The organism is Agromyces sp. P2_B3 (genome assembly GCF_056404815.1).
Genome location: NZ_JBFUDH010000002.1, coordinates 548861 through 569717 on the forward strand (window position 1 = coordinate 548861; position 20857 = coordinate 569717).

23 protein-coding genes are annotated in these 20857 nt (G+C 71.8%); 13 read left to right on the forward strand and 10 right to left on the reverse strand.

Features of this window, described 5'->3' with window-relative positions:
* The first annotated feature begins 3 nt into the window (after window positions 1-3).
* The 4 genes from AC1DZA_RS05370 (at window position 4) to AC1DZA_RS05385 (ending at window position 3602) form a co-directional block, all read left to right on the forward strand.
* On the forward strand, window positions 4-486 hold the full coding sequence (locus AC1DZA_RS05370; RefSeq protein ID WP_476771974.1) for an 8-oxo-dGTP diphosphatase: 483 nt from the start codon (window positions 4-6) through the stop codon (window positions 484-486).
* 89 nt (window positions 487-575) lie between these two features.
* The gene (locus AC1DZA_RS05375) at window positions 576-1754 is read left to right on the forward strand and encodes an inorganic phosphate transporter (RefSeq protein WP_476762095.1); all 1179 of its coding nucleotides are present in this window, start codon (window positions 576-578) and stop codon (window positions 1752-1754) included.
* Window positions 1751-2092, forward strand: coding sequence for a peptidase (locus tag AC1DZA_RS05380; protein ID WP_476762094.1), 342 nt, complete (start codon window positions 1751-1753; stop codon window positions 2090-2092). Before AC1DZA_RS05375 ends, AC1DZA_RS05380 begins: the two co-directional genes overlap by 4 nt.
* Window positions 2093-2147: 55 nt before the next feature.
* Window positions 2148-3602, forward strand: coding sequence for an NCS2 family permease (locus AC1DZA_RS05385; RefSeq protein ID WP_476771975.1), 1455 nt, complete (start codon window positions 2148-2150; stop codon window positions 3600-3602).
* Here AC1DZA_RS05385 and AC1DZA_RS05390 read toward each other — a convergent pair.
* Entirely contained in the window at window positions 3560-4906 is a 1347-nt protein-coding gene (locus tag AC1DZA_RS05390; RefSeq protein WP_476771976.1) for a uracil-xanthine permease family protein, read from the reverse strand. The genes AC1DZA_RS05385 and AC1DZA_RS05390 overlap by 43 nt on opposite strands.
* A 169-nt stretch (window positions 4907-5075) precedes the next feature.
* Here AC1DZA_RS05390 and AC1DZA_RS05395 point away from each other — a divergent pair, with 169 nt between their 5' ends.
* Both AC1DZA_RS05395 and AC1DZA_RS05400 read left to right on the forward strand, forming a co-directional pair.
* The gene (locus AC1DZA_RS05395; protein WP_476762091.1) at window positions 5076-5405 is read left to right on the forward strand and encodes a DUF4190 domain-containing protein; all 330 of its coding nucleotides are present in this window, start codon (window positions 5076-5078) and stop codon (window positions 5403-5405) included.
* A 262-nt stretch (window positions 5406-5667) separates the two neighbouring features.
* Complete coding sequence (locus AC1DZA_RS05400) at window positions 5668-7185, forward strand: aspartate ammonia-lyase (protein WP_476763451.1); 1518 nt, start codon at window positions 5668-5670, stop codon at window positions 7183-7185.
* 96 nt (window positions 7186-7281) lie between these two features.
* Here AC1DZA_RS05400 and AC1DZA_RS05405 read toward each other — a convergent pair whose 3' ends face one another.
* A complete protein-coding gene (locus AC1DZA_RS05405) occupies window positions 7282-8157 on the reverse strand; it encodes a fumarylacetoacetate hydrolase family protein (RefSeq protein WP_476771977.1) in 876 nt (291 codons plus the stop codon).
* Window positions 8158-8246: 89 nt separating this feature from the next.
* Window positions 8247-9836, reverse strand: coding sequence for an AlkA N-terminal domain-containing protein (locus AC1DZA_RS05410; protein WP_476771978.1), 1590 nt, complete (start codon window positions 9834-9836; stop codon window positions 8247-8249).
* A 94-nt stretch (window positions 9837-9930) separates the two neighbouring features.
* Here AC1DZA_RS05410 and AC1DZA_RS05415 point away from each other — a divergent pair, with 94 nt between their 5' ends.
* From AC1DZA_RS05415 to AC1DZA_RS05430, 4 genes are all read left to right on the forward strand, one after another.
* Window positions 9931-11328: an FAD-binding oxidoreductase gene (locus AC1DZA_RS05415; RefSeq protein WP_476771979.1), complete on the forward strand. Its 1398-nt coding sequence runs from the start codon at window positions 9931-9933 to the stop codon at window positions 11326-11328.
* 76 nt (window positions 11329-11404) lie between these two features.
* Entirely contained in the window at window positions 11405-12562 is a 1158-nt protein-coding gene (locus AC1DZA_RS05420; protein ID WP_476771980.1) for a PrsW family intramembrane metalloprotease, read from the forward strand.
* Between the two features lie 190 nt (window positions 12563-12752).
* Window positions 12753-13124: an FKBP-type peptidyl-prolyl cis-trans isomerase gene (locus tag AC1DZA_RS05425; protein WP_309972804.1), complete on the forward strand. Its 372-nt coding sequence runs from the start codon at window positions 12753-12755 to the stop codon at window positions 13122-13124.
* Between the two features lie 166 nt (window positions 13125-13290).
* Window positions 13291-14043, forward strand: coding sequence for a lysoplasmalogenase (locus AC1DZA_RS05430; protein WP_476771981.1), 753 nt, complete (start codon window positions 13291-13293; stop codon window positions 14041-14043).
* Here the strand turns inward: AC1DZA_RS05430 and AC1DZA_RS05435 are convergent.
* Complete coding sequence (locus AC1DZA_RS05435; RefSeq protein ID WP_476762561.1) at window positions 13955-14296, reverse strand: protealysin inhibitor emfourin; 342 nt, start codon at window positions 14294-14296, stop codon at window positions 13955-13957. The genes AC1DZA_RS05430 and AC1DZA_RS05435 overlap by 89 nt on opposite strands.
* Before the next feature lie 94 nt (window positions 14297-14390).
* Window positions 14391-15518 (reverse strand): M4 family metallopeptidase, encoded by a 1128-nt coding sequence (locus AC1DZA_RS05440; RefSeq protein ID WP_476771982.1) that lies wholly within the window; start codon window positions 15516-15518, stop codon window positions 14391-14393.
* A gap of 118 nt (window positions 15519-15636) precedes the next feature.
* Between AC1DZA_RS05440 and AC1DZA_RS05445 the strand changes: the two genes are divergently transcribed.
* Window positions 15637-16476 (forward strand): CPBP family glutamic-type intramembrane protease, encoded by an 840-nt coding sequence (locus AC1DZA_RS05445; protein WP_476771983.1) that lies wholly within the window; start codon window positions 15637-15639, stop codon window positions 16474-16476.
* On the opposite strand, the gene AC1DZA_RS05450 is transcribed toward AC1DZA_RS05445, so the two are convergent.
* From AC1DZA_RS05450 to AC1DZA_RS05460, 3 genes are read right to left on the reverse strand one after another with little or no spacing between them, the layout of a single operon-like run.
* Window positions 16473-16955, reverse strand: coding sequence for a hypothetical protein (locus tag AC1DZA_RS05450; protein ID WP_476762558.1), 483 nt, complete (start codon window positions 16953-16955; stop codon window positions 16473-16475). The two genes, AC1DZA_RS05445 and AC1DZA_RS05450, sit on opposite strands and share 4 nt — an antisense overlap.
* A complete protein-coding gene (locus AC1DZA_RS05455; protein ID WP_476762557.1) occupies window positions 16952-17317 on the reverse strand; it encodes a DUF488 domain-containing protein in 366 nt (121 codons plus the stop codon). The genes AC1DZA_RS05450 and AC1DZA_RS05455 overlap by 4 nt, the downstream gene beginning before the upstream one ends.
* 48 nt (window positions 17318-17365) lie before the next feature.
* Window positions 17366-18502 (reverse strand): NAD(P)-binding domain-containing protein, encoded by a 1137-nt coding sequence (locus AC1DZA_RS05460; protein WP_476772014.1) that lies wholly within the window; start codon window positions 18500-18502, stop codon window positions 17366-17368.
* 76 nt (window positions 18503-18578) lie between these two features.
* On the opposite strand from AC1DZA_RS05460, the gene AC1DZA_RS05465 reads away from it, so the two are divergent.
* Entirely contained in the window at window positions 18579-19547 is a 969-nt protein-coding gene (locus tag AC1DZA_RS05465; protein ID WP_476771984.1) for an NAD(P)-dependent alcohol dehydrogenase, read from the forward strand.
* Between the two features lie 9 nt (window positions 19548-19556).
* On the opposite strand, the gene AC1DZA_RS05470 is transcribed toward AC1DZA_RS05465, so the two are convergent.
* Window positions 19557-19751 (reverse strand): hypothetical protein, encoded by a 195-nt coding sequence (locus AC1DZA_RS05470; RefSeq protein WP_476771985.1) that lies wholly within the window; start codon window positions 19749-19751, stop codon window positions 19557-19559.
* A gap of 163 nt (window positions 19752-19914) precedes the next feature.
* Between AC1DZA_RS05470 and rpsO the strand changes: the two genes are divergently transcribed.
* A complete protein-coding gene (gene rpsO, locus AC1DZA_RS05475; protein ID WP_159606651.1) occupies window positions 19915-20184 on the forward strand; it encodes a 30S ribosomal protein S15 in 270 nt (89 codons plus the stop codon).
* A gap of 116 nt (window positions 20185-20300) precedes the next feature.
* On the opposite strand, the gene AC1DZA_RS05480 is transcribed toward rpsO, so the two are convergent.
* Window positions 20301-20846, reverse strand: coding sequence for a CGNR zinc finger domain-containing protein (locus AC1DZA_RS05480; RefSeq protein ID WP_476771986.1), 546 nt, complete (start codon window positions 20844-20846; stop codon window positions 20301-20303).
* Window positions 20847-20857 lie beyond the last annotated feature (11 nt).

Genomic DNA, 20857 nt, shown 5'->3' on the forward strand with positions numbered 1-20857 from the left:
CGGATGCCGCTGCCCCAGGTCTGCGTCTGCTACCTCCTGCGCGAGCGGGCGGGCACGACCGAGGTGCTGCTCGGACGCAAGAAGCACGGCCTCGGCATGGGCAACTTCGTCGGACTCGGCGGCAAGCTCGAGGCGGGGGAGTCCGCCGTCGACGCCGCCGTTCGCGAGGTGTTCGAGGAGTCGGGTGTCGTCGTCGCGGCATCCGACCTCGAACCGCGGGGGCTGCTGACCTACCACTTCCCGCATCGCGAGGCCTGGAGCCAGGAATCAAGCGTGTTCGTCTGCCGTGCGTGGACCGGGACACCGTCGGGCTCCGACGAACTGGACCCCGAGTGGTTCGCAGTCGACGCGGTGCCGTACGGCGAGATGTGGGACGACGCGCGTCACTGGCTGCCCGCGGTGCTCGCCGGAGGGCGGGTGCGTCGCACCTTCGTCTTCGGTGAGGATCTCGCCACCGTGGTGGATGCACCCGAACCGGTCGCGTAGTATCGACGGGGCACGGCGCTCGCCGCATCCGCAACCCACGGTCCCTGAACACTCGGTGAATCGCAGCACCGATCCAGAGAAAGACGCCGGTGGAACTCACCCTCCTCGTCGTGCTGGTCATCGTACTGGCCCTCTTCTTCGACTTCACGAACGGCTTCCACGACACCGCGAACGCGATGGCCACGCCCATCGCGACCGGTGCGCTGAAGCCGAAGGTCGCCGTCACCATCGCCGCCATCCTGAACCTGGTCGGCGCCTTCCTCTCCACGGAGGTCGCGCGCACCATCTCGGGCGGGATCATCAAGGAGGGCGACGGCGGGGTCCTGATCACCCCCGAGCTGATCTTCGCCGGCCTCCTGGGCGCGATCGTCTGGAACATGATCACCTGGCTCCTCGGGCTGCCGTCGTCGTCGAGCCACGCGCTCTTCGGCGGACTCATCGGCGCCACCATCGTGGGCTTCGGCGTGTACGCGATCGACTTCAGCGTGGTGCTGTCGAAGGTCGTGCTGCCCGCGGTGCTCGCGCCGCTCACAGCCGGACTCATCGCCTACACGGCCACGAAGCTCGCCTACGCGATCACCCGCCGCTACGACGGCAAGCCCGACGGCCGCGACGGGTTCCGCTACGGACAGATCTTCTCGAGCTCGCTCGTCGCACTGGCGCACGGCACCAACGACGCCCAGAAGACGATGGGCGTGATCACCCTCCTCCTCATCTCGGTCGGGCTGCAGCCCGTGGGCAGCGGTCCCGAGTTCTGGGTGATCACGGTCTGCGCCGTCGCGATCGCGCTCGGCACCTACGTGGGCGGCTGGCGCATCATCAAGACCCTCGGCACGGGGCTCACCGAAATCAAGCCCGCGCAGGGCTTCGCCGCCGAGACCTCGACGGCGGCGACCATCCTGGCGTCCACCCACCTGGGCTTCGCCCTCTCGACGACGCAGGTCGCGTCCGGCTCGGTCATCGGGTCGGGCATGGGTCGCCGCGGCTCGAAGGTGCGCTGGGGCACCGCCGGCCGCATCGGCGTCGGGTGGCTCCTCACCCTTCCCTCGGCCGGCATCGTGGGCGCGCTGGCGGCCTTCGTCGCCACGTTCGGCGTCATCGGCATCGTCATCGACACGATCGTCGGGGCCGTGGTCATCGGCGGGATCTTCCTCTGGTCGCGGCGCAACGAGGTCGACGCCTCGAACGTCGTGAGCGAGGTCGCCAGCTCGGGTCGTGCGGTGAAGATCAAGAACAACCCCAAGCCCAAGAAGAAGGTGGCGCCGTGATCGACTGGCTCGCGTTCCTCCTGGTGCTCGTCTCGGCGCTCCTCGCGACGGTCGTCGTCGTGAGCACCTATTCGCTCGGCCTCCGCCTCCTGACCGTGTCGGGTCGCACCCCGATCGTCACGCCGGCGGAGTTCACCGACGCGATCGCGGTCATCACCCCTGCCGAGGCGAAGGCCGCGGCGAAGAAGGCGGCCAAGGCCGCGAAGAAGAGCCCGCTCACCGAGGGGCAGAAGCGCGCGGCGCTCATCGGCGCCCGGGTGTGCTTCGTGGTCAGCGCGATCGCCGTGGTCGTCGGCATCTACCTCATCGTGCCGGTGCTCCACGGGTTCCTCAACTGACGCAGAGGATCCCTCAGGTGTGCAGCGTCAGCCGATGCGCGGCTAGGGTCGTCGCGTGACGACTTCCACCCGTACCGACGTCCCGCCCGAGAGCCCGCGCTCGACGTCCGCCCTCGACCGCTTCTTCGAGATCACCGCACGCGGCTCGTCCGTGGGCGCCGAGGTGCGCGGCGGCCTCGTGACGTTCGTGACGATGGCCTACATCGTCATCCTGAACCCGATCATCCTGTCGAGCGCGACCGACGTCGACGGCGACCAGCTCGGGTTCGCCCAGGTCGCCGCGGTCACCGCCCTGACCGCCGGGGTCATGACGATCCTGTTCGGCGTGGTGGCGCGGCTGCCGTTCGCCTTCGCCGCGGGCCTCGGCATCAACTCGTTCCTCGCGGTGAGCGTCGTCGGCCAGGTCACCTGGCCCGAGGCCATGGGCCTCGTGCTCATCAACGGCCTCATCATCGTGCTGCTCGCCGCGACCGGCCTGCGACGACTCATCTTCGACGCCGTGCCGTTGCAGCTGAAGATCGCCATCACCGTGGGCATCGGCCTGTTCATCGCCTTCATCGGGTTCGTCGACGCGGGATTCGTCACGTCGACGGGCCTGTCGTCGCCGCCCGTCGGGCTGGGGGTCGGCGGCTCCATCGCCACCGTGCCGACGCTGGTGTTCGTCGTCACCCTCCTGCTCACGGGCATCCTCGTCGCGCGCAAGGTGCGCGGGGCGATCCTCATCGGCCTGCTGAGCGGCACGGTGCTGGCCCTCATCGCCGAGGCCATCTGGCACTTCGGCTCCAAGGTCGACAACGACGGCGGATGGGGACTCTCGGTGCCCGCGCTTCCCGAGCAGTGGGTGAGCCTGCCCGACCTCTCGCTCGTCGGCCAGGTGAGCTTCGGCAGCTTCGAGCGGATCGGCGTGCTCGCCGCCCTCATGCTCGTCTTCACCCTGGTGTTCACGAACTTCTTCGACGCGATGGGCACGCTCACGGGCCTGTCCAAGGAGGCGGGCCTCGCCGACGAGCGCGGAGACTTCCCGCGCCTGCGCTCCGCGCTGATCGTCGAGGGCGTGGGCGCCGTGGCCGGCGGCTTCACGTCGAGCTCGTCGAACACGGTGTTCATCGAGTCCGGCGCGGGCATCGGCGAGGGAGCGCGGACAGGCCTCGCGAACCTCGTGACCGGCGCACTGTTCCTGCTCGCGATGTTCTTCACGCCGCTGACCTCCATCGTGCCGTCGGAGGTCGCCGCCGCCGCGCTCGTCATCGTGGGCGCGTTGATGATGGCGCAGATCCGCGGCATCGACCTCGTCGACTTCTCGGTGCTGCTGCCCGTGTTCCTCACCATCACGGTGATGCCGCTCACCTACTCCATCGCCAACGGCATCGGGGCGGGCTTCATCAGCTGGGTGGTCATCCGCTCGTGCTCGGGCAAGGCCCGCGAGATCAGCCCGCTGCTCTGGATCGTCGCGGCCGGATTCCTCGTCTACTTCGTGCGGGGTCCGATCGAGACGCTGCTCGGCGGCTGATCCGGTCGCGCGGCCGGCGGGCCGTCGGTGCCCCGCACGCGGGCGATGCCGCGCATCAGGTGGTAGATGACGATCGCGGCGATCGTGCCGAGCGCGATGCCGTTGAACGAGACCTCCCCGAAGCTGAACGTGAAGTCGGCGATGCCGATGATGAGCGCCGTCGCGGCGGTGAACTGGTTCACGGGGCTCGTGAAGTCGACCCGGTTGTCGATCCAGATCTTCACGCCGATGATGCCGATCAGGCCGTAGAGCGCGGTGGTGATGCCGCCGAGCACGCCGGGCGGGATGGTGTTGATCACCGCGCCGACCTTGGGCGAGAGGCCGAGCAGCACGGCGAAGAGGCCGGCGACCCAATAGGCGGCCGTCGAGTACACGCGCGTCGCGGCCATGACGCCGATGTTTTCGCCATAGGTCGTGGTGCCCGAGCCGCCGAAGAAGCCCGCGATCGTGGTGGCGAGCCCGTCGGAGAACAGCGCGCGTCCGGTGGAGGCGTTGATCGACGCATCCGTCATCTGCGCGACGCCCTTGATGTGTCCCACGTTCTCGGCGATGAGCACGAGCACCACGGGCAGGAACGCCGGCAGCATGCCCCAGACGGCACTGTCGGCGAACGGGTTCGCGGGCAGGTGGAACTGCGGCAGGCCGACCCACGCGGCATCCGCCACCGCGCCGAAGTCGACCTCGCCCTGCACGACCGCGGCGACGTAGCCGATCACGACGCCGAGCAGGATCGACATGCGCCCGAGGATGCCGCGGAAGGCGACGCTCGCCACGATGACCGCGGTGAGCGTGATGAGGGCCGTGAGCGGCGCCTGCTCGAAGTTCGACTTCGCCACCGGCGCGAGGTTGAACCCGATCAGTGCGACGATGGCACCCGCGACGACCGGTGGCATGAGCGCGTCGATCCAGCCGGTGCCGCCCCACTGCACGATGAGGCCGACGAGGGCGAGCAGGATGCCCACCACGACGATGCCGAACAGGGCGGCGCCCATGGGGTCGTCGACGTCGGCGCCCATCGCCGCGAGGATCGGTGCGATGAACGCGAAGGAGGAGCCCAGGTAGCTCGGCACCCGGTTCCGCGTGATGACGAGGAACAGGATGGTGCCGACGCCCGAGAAGAACAGCGTCGTCGCGGGCGGGAAGCCCGTGAGGATGGGCACGAGGAAGGTCGCGCCGAACATCGCGACGACGTGCTGGGCGCCGAGGCCGATGGTGCGCGGCCAGCTCAGGCGCTCGCCGGGCGCGACGACCTCGCCGGGCGCGACGTGGGCTCCGTCGCCGTGGACGGTCCAGGGCAGGTGCATGCTGCTCCGATCGTGAGGGGCCGAATCCCTGCGATCGTATCCGTCGGGGAGGGCGCCACCGGGGGCACGCGCGGGCGTGCCACCGCGGGATCGGGGGGATAGCCCCATGTCGCCGGCCGTGCGGCATCCGTAGCGTGGAAGCACACCCCACGAACAGGAGAACATGACCATGACCACCGCAACGCCCACCTCGCAGCCGCAGGCGCCGTTCGGCGAGCCGAACCCATATGCGCCGGGAGCCGCGCCCACGGCGGAGTCGCGCGGGTTCAGCATCGCCAGCCTCGTGCTCGGCCTCGTCTCGATCGTCGCGAGCTCGACCTTCTTCGTGCCGGTCGCCGGCCTCGTGCTCGGCGTCATGGCCCTGCAGCGCGAGCCGCAGTCGCGCACGATGGCGATCTGGGGCATCGTCCTCAACGGCGTCATGCTCGCCGGCACGGTGCTCTTCACCATCGGCGCACTGGTCTTCGGCCTTGCGATGCTGCCGTTCGCGTTCCTCTGATCGCACGCTCGCGTCGCACGTCCAGGACGGGCCGCTCCCCACGCGGGGGGCGGCCCGTTCGTCGCGTCCTGGCCCACCGGGCGCCGACCGGGCGCCGTGCGGGCGCCCACCGGGCGCCGACCGGACGCCGGCGGGCCACGGCGGCCCTGCCGTCCGCGACGGTCGGCGGTAGGCTCGGAGTCGAGTACCAGCGCGGCGACCCCGCGTGCACACCCAGCGCGGCGATCCCGCGCGTACGAGGCAATGGAGCCCAACCGTGTCGATGACCCGACCCGACCACCTGCCCGACCACCTGATTGCGGAGGAGGAGCACGTGAAGCTCCCCGTCGACCCCGGCACCGCCACCCGTGTCGAGACCGACTCACTCGGCACCGTGGAGGTGCCCGCCGACGCCTACTGGGGCGTGCACACGATGCGGGCGCTCGAGAACTTCCCGATCTCGAAGCGACCCATCTCCGTCTACCCCGAACTCATCCGGGCCCTCGCCTCTGTCAAGCAGGCCGCTGCGCGCGCCAATCGCGAGGTGGGCGTGCTGAGCGACACGAAAGCCGCCTTCATCGACCAGGCCTGCCAGCGCATCATCGACGGCGACTTCCACGACCAGTTCGTCGTCGGCGTCATCCAGGGCGGCGCCGGCACCTCGACGAACATGAACGCGAACGAGGTCATCACGAACGTCGCCCTCGAGCTCGCCGGCTACGACAAGGGCCGCTACGACATCCTCCATCCCATCGACGACGTGAACCGCAGCCAGTCCACGAACGACACCTACCCGACCGCGCTGAAGATCGCGCTGGCCTTCTCCCTGGCGACGCTCCTCACCGAGCTCGAGCTGCTGCGGCAGTCGTTCCTGCGCAAGGCCGACGAGTTCCACGAGGTCCTCAAGGTCGGTCGCACGCAGCTGCAGGATGCCGTGCCGATGACGCTCGGGCAGGAGTTCCACGGGTTCGCCACGACGCTCGGCGAGGATCACGCCCGGCTCACCGAGACCATCTGGCTGCTCTCGGAGATCAACCTCGGCGCCACGGCCATCGGCACGGGCATCACCGCCGACCCGGGGTACGGCGCGGCCGCGGTGCGCCACCTCAACGCGATCACCGGACTCAGCCTCGAGTCGGCGCCCGACCTCATCGAGTCGACCAGCGACGCGGGCGCGTTCATGTCGTTCTCGGGCTCGCTCAAGCGCAGCGCCATCAAGCTCTCGAAGATCTGCAACGACCTGCGGTTGCTGTCGTCCGGTCCGCAGGCCGGGTTCGGCGAGATCAACCTGCCGCCGCGGCAGGCGGGCTCGAGCATCATGCCCGGCAAGGTGAACCCCGTCATCCCCGAGGCCGTGAGCCAGGTCGCCTATGCGATCGCGGGCACGGATGTCACGGTGACCATGGCGGCGGAGGCGGGCCAGCTGCAGCTCAACGCGTTCGAGCCCGTCATCGCGCACTCGTTGCTGCAGTCCATCACCTGGATGCGGCAGGCGTGCTGGACCCTTCGAGTCAACTGCGTCGACGGCATCACCGCGAACGTCGAACGCCTCAGCGCCATGGTGGCCTCGAGCGTCGGCGTCATCACGGCCCTCATCCCGTTCATCGGCTACGGTGCGGCCTCGACGCTCGCGAAGGAGGCTCTCGCCACCGGTCGTCCGGTCGCCGACCTCGTGGTCGAGGCGGGCCTCATGACGCGCCACGACGTTGAGCGCCAGCTCGCGCCGTCGCGTCTCTCGGGTATCCACCCGGTCACGAGCGCGATCCCGGTGATCGACCTGCAGGGCGAACCGCACGAGTGAGCCGGCCGGCATCCGGCGCGCACGCTCATCGCACGCCGGATGCCGCGTGCGCCCCGTCTGCGCGCCCGGGCTCGTCGTCCCGGGCAGGCGACGACCTCAGATGACGCGGCAGTGGGTGGTGAGAGAGCCGATGCCCTCGACCGACACGGTGACGGTCGACCCGTCGCGCAGGAACACCTGCGGGTTCCGCGAGTAGCCGGCGCCGCCAGGGCTGCCCGTGGAGATGAGCGTGCCCGCGGGGATCGTCGCCGAGCGGGAGAGGTACGAGATGATCTCGGCCACGCCGCGCACCATCTCGTTCGTCGAGGCGTCCTGCAGGATCCGGCCGTCGAGGTTCGTCGTGAGCCAGAGGTCCTGGGGGTCGGGGACCTCGTCGGCGGTCAGGACGACCGGCCCCGTCGGGGTGAAGCCGTCGAACGACTTGCACCGCGACCACTGGGCCTCACTGAACTGCAGGTCGCGTGCGGTGATGTCGTTGACGACGGTGTAGCCCCACACGTAGTCGAGGGCGTCGCGGACGTGCACGCCACGGGCGGGCCGGCCGATGATGACGCCGAGCTCTGCCTCGTAGTCGACCTGCGAGGTGAGGTCCTCGGGCCAGGTCGTGGTGCCGCCATGGCCGGCGAGGGAGTTGGGCCAGAGGGAGAAGATCGTCATCGCGGTCTCGGAGCGGAGCTTCAGCTCCGACGCGTGGGCGGCGTAGTTCGCGCCGATGGCGATGACCTGCGCGGGCCGCAGCACCGCCGAGGAGTGCCGCAGCTCGGAGACGGGCGAGAGTTCGACGCCGGCGGCGAGAGACGCGTCGACCGCGGTGCGCACCTCGTCGAGCCCCTCGGGGCCGCGTTCGATGAGATCCTGCAGGTCGCGCGGCGCGCACTCCATGACCTCGTCGAGGAAGAGCGCCGACTCCGCCACCACCGCCGCGAGCCGAGGGGTCGTCTGGCCTTCGACTCTGAGGTGCGCGAATCTCACCTGTCTAGGCTATCGGCCACAGCGCCCGCCCGGATGTGCACGGCGTACAACGAAGGCGGGTGCGAGCGACGCGATGTCGACAAGCATGGCTACGCGGCCCGCCAGAGGTGCATCGACGCGTAGCTCCGCCACGGCGCCCACTGCACGCCCTCGGCCGCGAGGCGCGACGCGTCGCCAGGCAGGCCGAGCGCGACGGCGCCGTTGCGCAGGGCGAGGTCGCCAGTGAGCAGCACGTCGGGCGCACGGGTGACGCGCATCGCCACGTAGCCGGCCGTCCATGGTCCGATGCCGGGCACGGCGAGCAGGTCGCGGGCCAACTCCTCGCGCTCACGTTCGGGCGCCACGACCAGGTCGCCCGTGTCGAGCCGACGTGCGACGTCGACGATCGTGCGGATGCGGGCCGCCGGTCCGCGCAGCACCCGCTCGCCCTCGGCGGCGATGGCTCCCGCCGTCGGGAAGAGCAACGTCGGGCCGTCGCCTGTCTCGCCACCAGCACCGCGACCAACGACCAGACGATCCCCGAGTTCGGCGGCGAGCCGCGCGAGCGCCGTGCGGGCCGCCTTCACCGAGACCTGCTGCCCGATGAGCGCGCGGAAGACCAGCTCGTGGGGGTCGAGGCATCCGGGGACCCTGATGCCGGGCACGGCGGCGACGGATGCCGCGAGCCGCGGATCGGCGGACAGGGCGGCGTCGATCGCCACGGCATCGGCATCGAGGTCGAAGAGCCGGCGCACGCGGGCGACGAGCGGGGGGAGGTCGGCGAGCGTGGCGAGTCGCGCGTGGACGTCGATGGCGGGGCTGCCCGCATCGCCTGCGGCCTCCAACCGCACGAGCGCCGCACCGCCCGGCAGCCGGAGCGTGCGCCGGTACTGCAGCGGCCCGGCCTCTTCGACGCCGCCGAGGGCGCGCGCGCCGAGCCACGCGAAGACCCCCGCGGCGTCGAAGGGCGCCCTGGCCGGGAGGCGGAGGTGCACGACGCCGGCGTGGGCGTCGCCCGCGACCGCGTCGTCGTCGGGCTCGACCGCCGCGACCCTCGCCCGATCGCGGAGGCGTGCGGCCGCGCGCAGCTCGAGCGGGCTGCGCTCGTAGACCGCGCGGATGGTGTCGTTGAACTGCCGGATGCTGCCGAAGCCCGCCGCGAACGCGACATCGGCGACCGGCAGCGCCGTCGAGTTGAGCAGCGCGCGCGCCGTCTGCGCGCGGTGGGCCCGCGACAGCGCGAGCGGGCCCGCACCGAGCTCGGCGGTGAGCACCCTGGTGAGGTGGCGCGGCGTGTAGCCGAGGCGTGCCGCGAGGCCCGGCACGCCCTCGCGCTCGACGATGCCGTCGGCGATGAGCCGCATGGCACGCGCCGCGAGGTCGTCGCGGAGGTCCCACTGAGGGGACCCGGGCACCGCATCAGGCAGGCACCGCTTGCAGGCGCGCAGCCCCGCCTCGTGTGCGGCGGCGGCGGTGAGGTAGAAGCTCACGTTCGACGGCTTCGGCGCGACGGCCGGGCAGCTCGGGCGGCAGTAGATGCCGGTGGAGTGCACGCCGGTGATGAACTGGCCGTCGAACCGTGCGTCGCGGGCCTGCATCGCCCGGTAGCGCTCGGCGAACACCGGGTCGGCGAGCGGGTCGGCGGCGGCGCGTCCGACGGTGCGGGCCGGGCTCGCGATGGTGGCGGGATGGGGCGTCATGCATCCAGCCTCGCACGCACGGCCGACATCGACCGGCGGGAATCGGACATGGCCGCGTCGCCGGTCAGCCGGCCGTTGAGGCTAGCGTGGAGGGATGCCCCAGGACCTGCTCGACCGCCTCCGGGACGCCCTCGGGGCATCCGTCACCACCGACCCCGCCGCCCTCGACGCGAGCCGGGAGGACCGTTCCGGATGGCGCAGTGCGAGCCGACCGCTCGCCGTCGTGCACGCGGCATCCGTCGACGAGGTGCAGGCCGTGCTGCGCCTCGCCCACGAGACGCGCACGCCGGTCGTGCCGCGCGGCGCCGGCACGGGCCTGGCAGGCGGCGCGATCGCGAGCCCCGGCGCGATCGTGCTCGACGTCTCGCGGATGAACCGCATCCTCGAGGTCTCCGAGGCGGACGAGCTCGCCGTCGTCGAACCGGGCGTGCTCAACGGCGACCTCAACGACGCGCTCGCGCCGCTCGGCCTCTGGTTCGCGCCAGATCCGGCGAGCCGGGCGATCTCGTCGATCGGCGGCAACATCGCCACGAACGCCGGCGGCCTGCTCTGCGCGAAGTACGGCGTGACCCGGGAGGCGGTGCTGGGACTGGCCGTCGTGCTCGCCGACGGCCGGTTGCTGCGCACGGGCCATCGCACCGTGAAGGGCGTCACGGGCTACGACCTCACGGCCCTCCTCACCGGGTCCGAGGGCACCCTCGGCGTCATCGTCGAGGCGACGGTGCGGCTGCGTCCCATCGTGCCGGGCGAGGTCGTCACCGTCGCCGCGGCGTTCCCGGGCGTCGAGGCCGCCGCCGCGGCATCCGCTGCCGTCACCGCCGCCCGCATCCGCCCGGCGGTGCTCGAGCTCATCGACGCCGCCGCGCTCGCCCGCATCGCCGCGCACCTCGGCGACGCGGCGCTCGCCGGCACGCCGCTCGAGCAGACGGCGACCGGCGAGGCGTTCCTGCTCGCGCAGAGCGACGACGGCGGCTCCGCCGAGGAGGCCGCACGCATCGCCGAGGCCTTCGCCGCCGGGGGCGGGCGGGTCTCGGTGTCGACGGATGCCGCGACCGGCGAGCGACTGCTCGACATCCGCCGCGCCATGCACCCGGCACTCGCGGCATCCGGCAACGTGCTCATCGAGGACGTGGCGGTGCCGCGTTCGCGACTGCCCGAGATGTTCCGGGCCATCGAGGAGATCGGTGCGCGGTACGGCATCGAGATCCCCACGATCGCGCATGCGGGCGATGGCAACCTGCACCCGAACTTCGTGTTCACGGGCGACGAGGTGCCGTCGGATGTCTGGGCCGCGGCCGACGACCTGTTCCGCGCCGCGGTGACCCTCGGTGGCACCCTCACGGGCGAGCACGGAGTGGGCGTGCTCAAGCGCCGGTGGCTCGCCGATGAGCTCGGCGACGACTCGTTCGGCCTGCAGCGCGGGATCAAGGCCCTCTTCGATCCGACCGGCATCCTGAACCCCGGCGTGATGTTCGCGGCTTCCGACGACTGAGCCGTTCGAGGGGACCCGCCCGCGAGCCGCTGGCAACCCGCTGCTTCGAGGTGCGCGGGGTCGATAGGCTGCGCGGATGACCAGCGCCCCACCGCCCGAGCTGAACCCGACGCCCGCCGCACCGCTCTGGTCGGCGCCGCCGCCGCGCGGGCGGCGGGGTGGCACGGTGTTCGGGGTGATCGGGATCGTGCTCGCCGGACTGGTCGGACTGCTCGTCCTCGCATATCTCGGCCTCGCCCTCGGCGTGTCGACACTCGTCATCGGCACGCTGCTCGCGCTCGTGCCGCTGGGCGTCGTGCTGCTCGCCGTGCGCTGGATCGACCGCTGGGAGCCCGAGCCGCGGTGGGCGCTGTGGTTCGCGTTCCTGTGGGGCGCGGCGGTCGCGGTCGCGATCGCGCTCGTCGTCGATCTCGGCGTGCAGCTCGCGATGGCGTTCGCGCAGCCGGGCGGCAGTCCCGACGAGGCCCTGCAGGCGGTCGTGCAGGCGCCGCTCGTGGAGGAGCTCGCCAAGGGCCTGGGCGTGCTGCTCATCTTCGCGTTCTCGCGGTCGCATTTCGACGGCCCGGTCGACGGCCTCGTCTACGCCGCCACGGCGGCCGCGGGGTTCGCGTTCACCGAGAACATCCTCTACTTCGGGCAGGCGCTCGCCGAGGGCGGTGCGAGCGAGCTCGGTGCCACGTTCGTGCTGCGCGGCATCTTCTCGCCCTTCGCGCACGTGCTGTTCACCGCGTGCATCGGCATCGCGATCGGCATCGGCGCGAGTCGTGGGGGCGGCCCCGGCGTGATCGGATGGTTCCTGCTCGGCCTCACGGGTGCGGTGCTGCTGCACGCGCTGTGGAACGGCTCGCTCGCATTCGCCGACGACGCGATCGGCCTGTACTTCACCGTGCAGGTGCCGATCTTCGTCGGTGCGCTGCTCGTGACGGTGTACCTCCGTCGCCAGGAGGCGCGCATCACCCGCACGCGGCTCGCCGAGTACGGCGCGGCCGGCTGGTTCAGCCCGGCGGAGGTCGAGATGCTCGCCACGCCCGCCGGACGCCGGCAGGCGAAGGCGTGGGCGAGGGCGCAGACCCCGCCGCGCACGGCATTGATGCGACGCCTCATCAGGGATGCGACGCACCTCGCCTTCACCAGGCAGCGGATGGTGACCGCGCGTGAAGGACGCCGGGGCGCCGTCGACGAGCATGCGCTGCTGGAGGCGGTGGCCGCCGACCGGGCCGCGCTGCTGCGCTGATCTTCCCGCGGCTCGGGCGCCGGCGGAGCGCCGCCCCCGCACAAGGAAACTCGCCGCCCTGTGGTGTGGCACTGCCGACATCTCTACGGGGCGACGAGTTCTCGGATTCCAGAGTGCGTGATGTTCGCAGTCAGCGCAAGAGGGGGGTGGACGGTTGTCCATGCCCGTCGCGTCCGTTTGGATGGGAGCCATGACTGACACGAACAGCAAGCCCGAGATCGACGCCCCCGAGGGTCCGGCCCCCGTCGAACTCGTCATCGAGGACATCGTGGTGGGCGACGGCGCGGAGGCCACCCCGGGCTCCACCGTCGACGTGCACTACCTCGGCGTGGAGTACGAGACCGGTGAGGAGTTCGACTCGTCGTGGAGCCGCAGCCAGTCGATCAACTTCCCGCTGCAGGCGCTCATCGCCGGCTGGCAGGAGGGGATCCCGGGCATGAAGGTCGGCGGTCGCCGCAAGCTGACCGTGCCGCCGCAGAAGGCCTACGGTCCGGCCGGCGGAGGGCACCAGCTCTCGGGCAAGACCCTGATCTTCGTGATCGACCTCCTCGGCGTCAGCTGAGCCGAGCGATCCCGTACGACGAAGGCCGGTGGGCATGAGCCCGCCGGCCTTCGTCGCGCCCGGGCACCGAGTGGCCAGATGGGGGTTCCGGATGCCGCGTGCTCGGGCCGCGCTCGGTACCATCTGGTGACGCCCGACGGGCGAACCCCACGAGAGGCACGACGACGTGACCGGATCCACGACCGATCCACGACCTGACCGCGGAGCGGCACCCAGCAGCGGCGACCGCCGACGCGTCCTGCTCGCCTTCGCGCCGTACCTCCTCCTGTCGATCCTGCATGTCGCCGTGCTCGTGGTCGGCCTCGACGACGTCGCACGCGTCTCGAAGCTGCTGCTCATGCCCGCCCTCGGCCTCGCGGTCGTGCTCATCGCCCGACCGCTCCGTGCCGCCGCCCCGGTGCTGCTCCTGGTGGCGATCGGCTTCTCCTGGGGTGGGGACGCGTCGCTGACGTTCACGGGCGACCTGTGGTTCGTGGTGGGCCTGGCCTCGTTCCTGCTCGCGCACGTCACCTACATCGTGCTCTTCCTCCGCATGCGTCGAGGTGACCGGCGCCTCCCGCCCTGGACGGCCGCCTACGCCGTCTGGTACGCGGCGTTCCTCGTCCTCCTCGGACCCGATCTCGACGCGCTGTTCGCACCGGTCGCGCTGTACGGCCTGGTGCTCGGCGCGATGGCGGCGCTGGCCGGCCGACTCGGCGGGCTCATCGCCGCCGGCGGTGCACTGTTCGTCGTCTCCGACTCGGTGCTCGCCCTCGGGCGGTTCCTGCCGGGCTACGACTTCGCCCCGCATGACCTCGTGGTGATGTCGACGTACCTCGCCGCTCAGGGCTTCATCGCGTTCGGGGTGGTGCGGACGGCCCGGTCGGCGCCGGTCGACCCTCGCCGCTCGCGCCGCTCGAGCCGCGCGCCGGCTCCGTGACCTGCTGCACCCGGTCGACGAGCTCGCGCCAGGGACCGGTCAGCTGGCGCTCGGCCAGCGTCGCCTCGTGCGGCTCGCACCGGATGCGGTAGATGTACCGGTCGGGCTCGGGCGGCACGGGCGGAGGCTGGCTCCACGGGATCTCCTCGATGAGGAGGTACCACCGGTCGGCGTCGGGCTGCTCGTCGACGCGCACCTCCCACGTGAGTCGAAGGCCCGCCAGGCCGCCCGTTCGGGACACGATGACGTCCATGCCCGCGATGGTACTCCCGCGATGCGAGGGCCGCTGGGGCGGACCTGCAGGACGTGCGGACGTGCCGCGGCAGGTGCGGCGGCATGGTGCCGGTTCAGGCGGCCGCCGGCACCGTCTCGATGCCCACCGCAGCCCAGCCGCCCTGCACCGCCCGGGTCTCGCGGGACGCGCGGCCGAAGCGTTCGGTCGCAGCGCGCACCGTCTCGTTCGCGAACGTCTTGAAGTCGGTGTCGGGTCGCAACCGGCCTGACGTGAGCACGTCGTACCAGACCCGCCCCACGGTCTCCCACGCGAACCCGCCGAGTTCGATGGCCGCGAGGGCGAAGGCGCGGTTGGGGATGCCGGAGTTCAGGTGGACGCCCCCGTTGTCGTCGTCGGTCTCGACGTAGCGGTCGAAGTGGTCGGGCTGCGGGTCCTTGCCGAGCACGTCGTCGTCGTAGGCGGTGCCGGGCGCCTTCATCGAGCGGATCGCCCGCCCCTCGACCGCATCGGTGAAGACCCCCTCGCCGATGAGCCACGTCGCCGACGCGGCATCCTGCCCCATGGCGTACTGCTCCACGAGCGCGCCGAACACGTCGGAGACGTGCTCGTTCAGGGCGCCCGACTGGCCCTGGTAGCGGAGCCGCGCGGTGCGCTCGGTGACGCCGTGCGCGAGCTCGTGGCCGATCACGCTGATCGACTGGGTGAAGCCGCGGAACACCTCGCCGTCGCCGTCGCCGAAGACCATGCGCTCGCCGTCCCAGAAGGCGTTGTCGTAGCGGTCGCCGTAGTGCACGGTGGCCTCGAGTGGCAGGCCCGCGTCGTCAATCGAGTCGCGCGCGAACACCCGGGCGAACATCTCGAACGTGTCGCCGAGGCCGTCGTAGGCCTGGTCGACCGCAGCGTCGCCGCTCGCGGGCTGGCCCTCGCGGCGCACGAGGCGGCCGGGCAGCTTGTCGTCGCCCTGCGCATCGGAGATGCGCCGGTCGGGCTGCGGAGCCGTGCCGGGGGCCGCAGCGGGTCGCTCGTCGCGCGCCGGGTGCTCGGGTGCGATGAACGAGGGCAGTTCACCGCTGCCGCGCCATTCGCGCACGGGCGCGTCGCGCAGGAGCGAGCGGCGGGCGGCGTCGGCGGCCGCGTCGAAGCGCGGGTCGTCGAGGTTCGCGATGCGCGCGAGGAGGTAGGGCGGCACGATCGCCGCGTGCGGCGTCGGATGAGGGTAGGGCCGGGGCATCCGCGTCATGCACCGATCGTGACACGTCCTCCCGACACCGGGGGAGACCCGCGCCGGGCGCGCCGTCGCACGGCGTCACGATCCGCGGCGACTTGCCGCGCCGCGTCGCGACGGCGAAGCTGGGAGGGTGTCCACCGCCCTCGTCGCGCCGCCCGAGGTGCGCACGCACCCCATCGCATTGCTCCCCGCCGTGCTCGTCTGCGGCGCCGCGGTGCTCCTCTTCGGGTTCCAGCTGCGACTGGCGGGCTACGCCGTGCTCGTGCTCGGCCTGGGCGTGGCGTGGCTGGTCGACCGGTCGGGCCGCACCAGTCGGCTCTTGCCCGACCTCGCCCTCATCGCGCTCGGCCAGGTCATCATCTCCACGATGTCGCTCGAAGCCGACATCAGCTACCCGAACATGGTCCGCTTCACGGTCGTGCTCGGCAGCGCGGTGGCGGTGCCGTACCTGATCTCCCGGTTCGTCTACCGCGACCGGGTCATCCGCTTCCCCTGGCGCACGGGCCAGCGGTGGACTCGGGTGCAGTGGGCGTACCTGCTGCTCGTGCTCTTCCTCGGCTGGGCGATCCTGCCGTTCTACTTCATCACCTCGGGCGTCTACACGAACTGGCCGACGGTCACCGCCCCCGACGAGATCGCGCGCCTGTTCGTCGGCGTGAACGCGGTGGGCACGTGGGACGAGCTGTTCTTCATCTGCACCGTGTTCGCGCTGCTGCGCCGGCACTTCCCGACCTGGCAGGCCAACCTGCTGCAGTCGATCGTCTTCGTCTCGTTCCTGTGGGAGCTCGGCTACCAGTCCTGGGGCCCGCTGCTCACGTTCCCATTCGCGCTGCTGCAGGGCTACACGTTCAAGCTCACGAAGTCGCTCACCTACGTGCTCGTCGTGCACCTGCTCTTCGACGCGATCGTGTTCGCGGTGATCGTCTACGCGCACAACGGCTGGCCGGCGATCTTCGTGCTGGCGCCCTAGACGACGGGTCGCCGCGGCCCCCGCATGCTGCGCACCGACAGTGCCGCGAGGGCGATCGCCGCCGCCGCCGTCGCCGCGCAGAGCGCCCACTCGAGCGCGCCCGGCCGCGCCGGCGGTGTCTCGAACACCGCACCGGAATCGCTGCGGTAGACCGTCGCGGAGGCGCCGACGGCGAGATCGTCGCTCTGCAGGTCGGCGCGAACCTCGTCGGGCAGCTCCACGGTCACGATGCGGACCGACTCGATGCTGCTGCCCCGTCGGTCGGCGACCAGCCGATGATCGGAGTGCTCGCCGACGACCGTCGCCTCGATCGGCGCATACGACGTGGACGCACGGCTGGAGGTCTCGATGATCACCCCCACGGCGCACACGGCGAGCACGACCGCGGACAGCGCGAGCACGATGGCGGTGAGCGCCGGCGGCGGGTTCCCGGCGGCGGCGGTCCGCGAGACGCTCCGGTGCGGCATCCGCTCGCTCACGGCTCGACGGATGCCCCGTGATCGGCGAGCCATCCCAGCAGCACCGCGACGTGATTGACCTGTTCGTCGCGTGCGGCATAGAGGAGCGTGACCCGGTCGTGTGCGCGCCCCGTCTCGAGCAGCGCCTGCGCGGCCGGATCGGCGTCGAGCTCATCGCGGTAGCGGGCGGCGAACTCGTCGAATCGCTCGCGGTGGTGGTGCCACTCGGTGCGCAGTTCGGGGGAGGGGGCGGCGTCCTTCGCCCACTCGTCGAGCTCGGCGCGCTCCTTCTTCACCCCGCGGGGCCAGAGCCGATCGACGAGCACGCGGTAGCCGTCGGATGCCGCGGCGGGCTCGTACACGCGCTTCATCACGAACGCCATGGCGCCAGTCTGCTCCGTGCTCGACGGTGCGGCAACGACGAGGGCCCGTCAGGCGGCCGTCGCCCCGGCGACGGCGGGCGACGCGGTGGAGCGTTCGTCGTCCCCCGCGCGCTCCGCGACGATCTGCTGCACCGCCGCGCGACCGGCGCGGTTGGCGCCGACGGTCGACTGTGACGGGCCGTAGCCGATGAGGAAGAGGCGCGGCTCGTCGAGCGAGCGGGTGTCGGCGACGCGGAACCCGCCCTCGCGGGTGCGCAGCCTCAGCGGTGCCAGGTGGTCGAGCGCCGGGCGGAAGCCGGTCGCCCAGAGGATGACGTCGGCGGGGATGAACGAGCCGTCGGGCATGCGCACGCCGTGCTCCTCGGCAGCGGCGAACATCGGATGCCGCACGAGCACGCCGCGCGCCTCGGCGGCCCGCGCCCACGGCGTCCAGTGCATGCCGGTGACCGCGATCACGCTGCCGGGCGGCAGGCCCTGGCGCACCCGCGCCTCGACCCCGGCGATCGCGGCACTCCGGGCGGGGAGGTCGAAGTCGTCCTCGACCCACTGCGGCTCGCGGCGCGTCATCCACACGGTCTCCGCGACGTGCGAGATCTCGTCCAGCAGTTGCACCGCCGAGACGCCCGCGCCCACGATGATCACGCGCTGCCCGGCGAACTCGTCGGCCGAGACGTAGTCGGCGACGTGCAGCTGGCGCCCGCGGAATCGATCGAGCCCCGGGTAGAAGGGGCGGAACGGGCGGGTCCACGTGCCCGTCGCGTTGATGACGTGACGCGCCGCCCAGTCGCCCCGGTCGGTCTCGACGAGCAGGCGCCCGTGCGGGTCGTCGTCCGCGCGGCGCACGGCCCTCACCTGCGCCGGGCGCTGCACCGCGAGGTCGAAGCGCCGCTCGTACTCGGCGAAGTACGGCGGAAGCGCCTCGCGGCTCGGCATCGCCGGGTCGGCGGGCGGCACGGGGAATCCCGGCAGCTCGTGGATGCCGTTGACGGTGGCCATGCGCAGCGACGGCCAGCGATGCTGCCACGCCCCACCAGGCGCTGGGTTCGCGTCGAGTACGACGAACGTCTGCGCCGCGCTCGCGTCGCGCACGACCGGCACGAAGCCGCGACGCTGCAGGTGGTAGGCGGCCGACAGTCCGGCCTGCCCGGCGCCGATGACGGCGACGTCCACCTCGATCGCATCCATACGCATGGAAACCCTTCCGCAGGGCCGGGTATTCCGGCGCATGCCGGCGCGACTGCGGCGTGGATAGGCTCGCCCCATGCGCGCGATCCGGTACGAGCGGTACGGCGGTCCCGACCGCCTGCGCGAGGTCGACCTGCCGACACCCGTGCCGGGTCCCGACGAGGTAATGGTGCGCGTGCTGGCCTCGTCGGTGAACTCCTGGGACTGGGACCTGCTGCACGGCACGCCACTGATCACCCGGCTCGGCGGGGGCGTGCGCCGGCCGGTGCACCCAGTGCTCGGCGCCGACGTGGCCGGCGACGTGGTGGCGGTCGGTGCCGGCGCGACGAGCCTCGCGGTCGGCGACCGGGTGCACGGCGACCTCGCCGGAGCAGGATGGGGCGGCTTCGCCGAGTTCGTGGCGGCGCCCGCGACCGCGTTCCGTCGCATCCCCGATGCGATCGGGTATCCGGATGCCGCGGCGCTGCCGCAGGCCGGCGGGCTGGCCGTGCAGGGCCTCGGGCTCGGGGGCGTCGTCGCCGGCGATCGGGTGCTCGTGAACGGCGCGGGCGGCGGAACGGGGACGCTCGTCGTGCAGCTCGCACGCCGCGCGGGCGCCGAGGTCACGGCGGTCGACCGCGCCGGAAAGCTCGACCTGCTGCGACGGCTGGGCGCGACTCGTGCCATCGACCTCACGGATGCCGCGGCGGACCGCCCGATCGACGGGGGCTACGACGTGATCATCGAGCTGGTGGCGCGCCGGAGCCTCCGCGAGTACGGCCGCATGCTCGCGGACGGCGGGCGCCTGGTGATCATCGGCGGTCGAATGCGCACGATCCTCGCGGCGTTCGCGTTCGGCCGCCTTCGCGGGCGCGACGGTCGTGCGTACCGCGTGCTCGCCGCACGTCCCAACGGCGGCCTCGAGGAGCTCGACGCCATGGTCGCGGCCGGAGAGGTGCATCCGGTGATCGACGCGGTGCTGCCGCTCGCCTCGACGCCGGAGGCGCTCGCCCGCATCGGCGCGGGCGACGTGCTCGGCAAGCTCGTCATCGACCCGACGCGCTGACGCGCCGCCTCAGGGTGTGGGCCGCTTGCGGAGGCCCAGCACCACGAGCACGATGCCGACGATCGCGATGATGGGGCCGAGCACCGCCCACAGGGTCGAGCCCGACATGGCGCTGCCACCGACCACGCCGAGGCCCTGCAGCGTGAACAGCAGGCCGAGCAGCGCGACGACGACGCCGATGATGATGAGGACGGGCTTGCTCATGTGGGCTCCTTCGTGCGGCGGGGGAGCGGGGCGCCCGGGTGGGCGGCCACGCGGCATCCGCTCTGGTAGACTCCTGAGGTTGCCGTGAAATCGGCCGCGCATCAAGAGAGCCCAGGCATTCGGCCCCGGGCAGCGCGCAACAAGGAGAAAGGGGATCCCATCTATGGCACTTGAAGCTGATGTCAAGAAGGCGATCATCGAAGAGTACGCGACGCACCCCGGTGACACTGGATCCCCCGAGGTCCAGATCGCGCTCCTCACGAAGCGAATCAAGGACCTCACCGAGCACCTGAAGGAGCACAAGCACGACCACCACTCGCGTCGTGGCCTGCTGCTCCTCGTCGGTCAGCGTCGTCGTCTGCTCGGCTACCTCGCCGATGTGGACATCACCCGCTACCGCACGCTCATCGAGCGTCTCGGGCTGCGCCGCTAAGCGGAGTAGTCTCGCGCGGCTCTCGAAGACACCGCGAACTTCTTGCGAAGGCCCCCGCTCTGCACTCTCGAGTGCGGCCGGGGGCCTTCGTCATGCCCGGCGACCGGCGATGCGGGTCAGGCGGTGCGGGCGCGGTAGGCGCGCACGGCCATGCGGTTGCCGCAGCGCGTGGAGCAGAAGCGGCGCGAGCCGTTCTTCGAGAGGTCGAGGAAGATCCCCGAGCAGTCGTCGGCGGCGCACGCGCGCATGCGGTCGGTCTCATCGGCGCGGATGACGTCGACGAGCGCCATCGCCGCCTCGACCAGGATGCGCTCGGCGAGCGGGGTCTCGGATGAGGTCGCGTGGATGTGCCAGTCGAGCGTGTCGTGGCGCACGAGCCGGGGCACCGCATTGGCCTCGGCGAGGATCTCGTTGACCGCGAGCACGGCGTCGTCGCGGTCGAGCGCCCAGAGCGCACGCAGCCGGTCGCGCGCGGCGACGACCTCGGCGAGCTCGCGTGCGTCGCCGTCGCGGCGGCCGGAGTAGATCCAGGCGTCGAGCAGGGCGTCGAGCTGATCTGGCGTCGCGAGCTCGTCCGCGCCGGACTCGGAGGCCTCGGGCACGGTGTCGGCCAGGGCGGCGACGAAGTTCAGCGCCGCCACCGTGTCATCGGTGAAAATCATTTGACTCCTGA

Coding starts and splice junctions, on each gene's coding strand:
- AC1DZA_RS05470 (WP_476771985.1), bottom strand. CDS start 19,751: ATGAGCAAGCCCGTCCTCATCATCATCGGCGTCGTCGTCGCGCTGCTC.
- AC1DZA_RS05435 (WP_476762561.1), bottom strand. CDS start 14,296: ATGGACGTCATCGTGTCCCGAACGGGCGGCCTGGCGGGCCTTCGACTC.
- AC1DZA_RS05420 (WP_476771980.1), top strand. CDS start 11,405: ATGACCAGCGCCCCACCGCCCGAGCTGAACCCGACGCCCGCCGCACCG.
- AC1DZA_RS05455 (WP_476762557.1), bottom strand. CDS start 17,317: ATGGCGTTCGTGATGAAGCGCGTGTACGAGCCCGCCGCGGCATCCGAC.
- AC1DZA_RS05465 (WP_476771984.1), top strand. CDS start 18,579: ATGCGCGCGATCCGGTACGAGCGGTACGGCGGTCCCGACCGCCTGCGC.
- AC1DZA_RS05425 (WP_309972804.1), top strand. CDS start 12,753: ATGACTGACACGAACAGCAAGCCCGAGATCGACGCCCCCGAGGGTCCG.
- AC1DZA_RS05400 (WP_476763451.1), top strand. CDS start 5,668: ATGACCCGACCCGACCACCTGCCCGACCACCTGATTGCGGAGGAGGAG.
- AC1DZA_RS05410 (WP_476771978.1), bottom strand. CDS start 9,836: ATGACGCCCCATCCCGCCACCATCGCGAGCCCGGCCCGCACCGTCGGA.
- AC1DZA_RS05415 (WP_476771979.1), top strand. CDS start 9,931: ATGCCCCAGGACCTGCTCGACCGCCTCCGGGACGCCCTCGGGGCATCC.
- AC1DZA_RS05390 (WP_476771976.1), bottom strand. CDS start 4,906: ATGCACCTGCCCTGGACCGTCCACGGCGACGGAGCCCACGTCGCGCCC.
- AC1DZA_RS05395 (WP_476762091.1), top strand. CDS start 5,076: ATGACCACCGCAACGCCCACCTCGCAGCCGCAGGCGCCGTTCGGCGAG.
- AC1DZA_RS05460 (WP_476772014.1), bottom strand. CDS start 18,502: ATGGATGCGATCGAGGTGGACGTCGCCGTCATCGGCGCCGGGCAGGCC.
- rpsO (WP_159606651.1), top strand. CDS start 19,915: ATGGCACTTGAAGCTGATGTCAAGAAGGCGATCATCGAAGAGTACGCG.
- AC1DZA_RS05480 (WP_476771986.1), bottom strand. CDS start 20,846: ATGATTTTCACCGATGACACGGTGGCGGCGCTGAACTTCGTCGCCGCC.
- AC1DZA_RS05370 (WP_476771974.1), top strand. CDS start 4: ATGCCGCTGCCCCAGGTCTGCGTCTGCTACCTCCTGCGCGAGCGGGCG.
- AC1DZA_RS05440 (WP_476771982.1), bottom strand. CDS start 15,518: ATGACGCGGATGCCCCGGCCCTACCCTCATCCGACGCCGCACGCGGCG.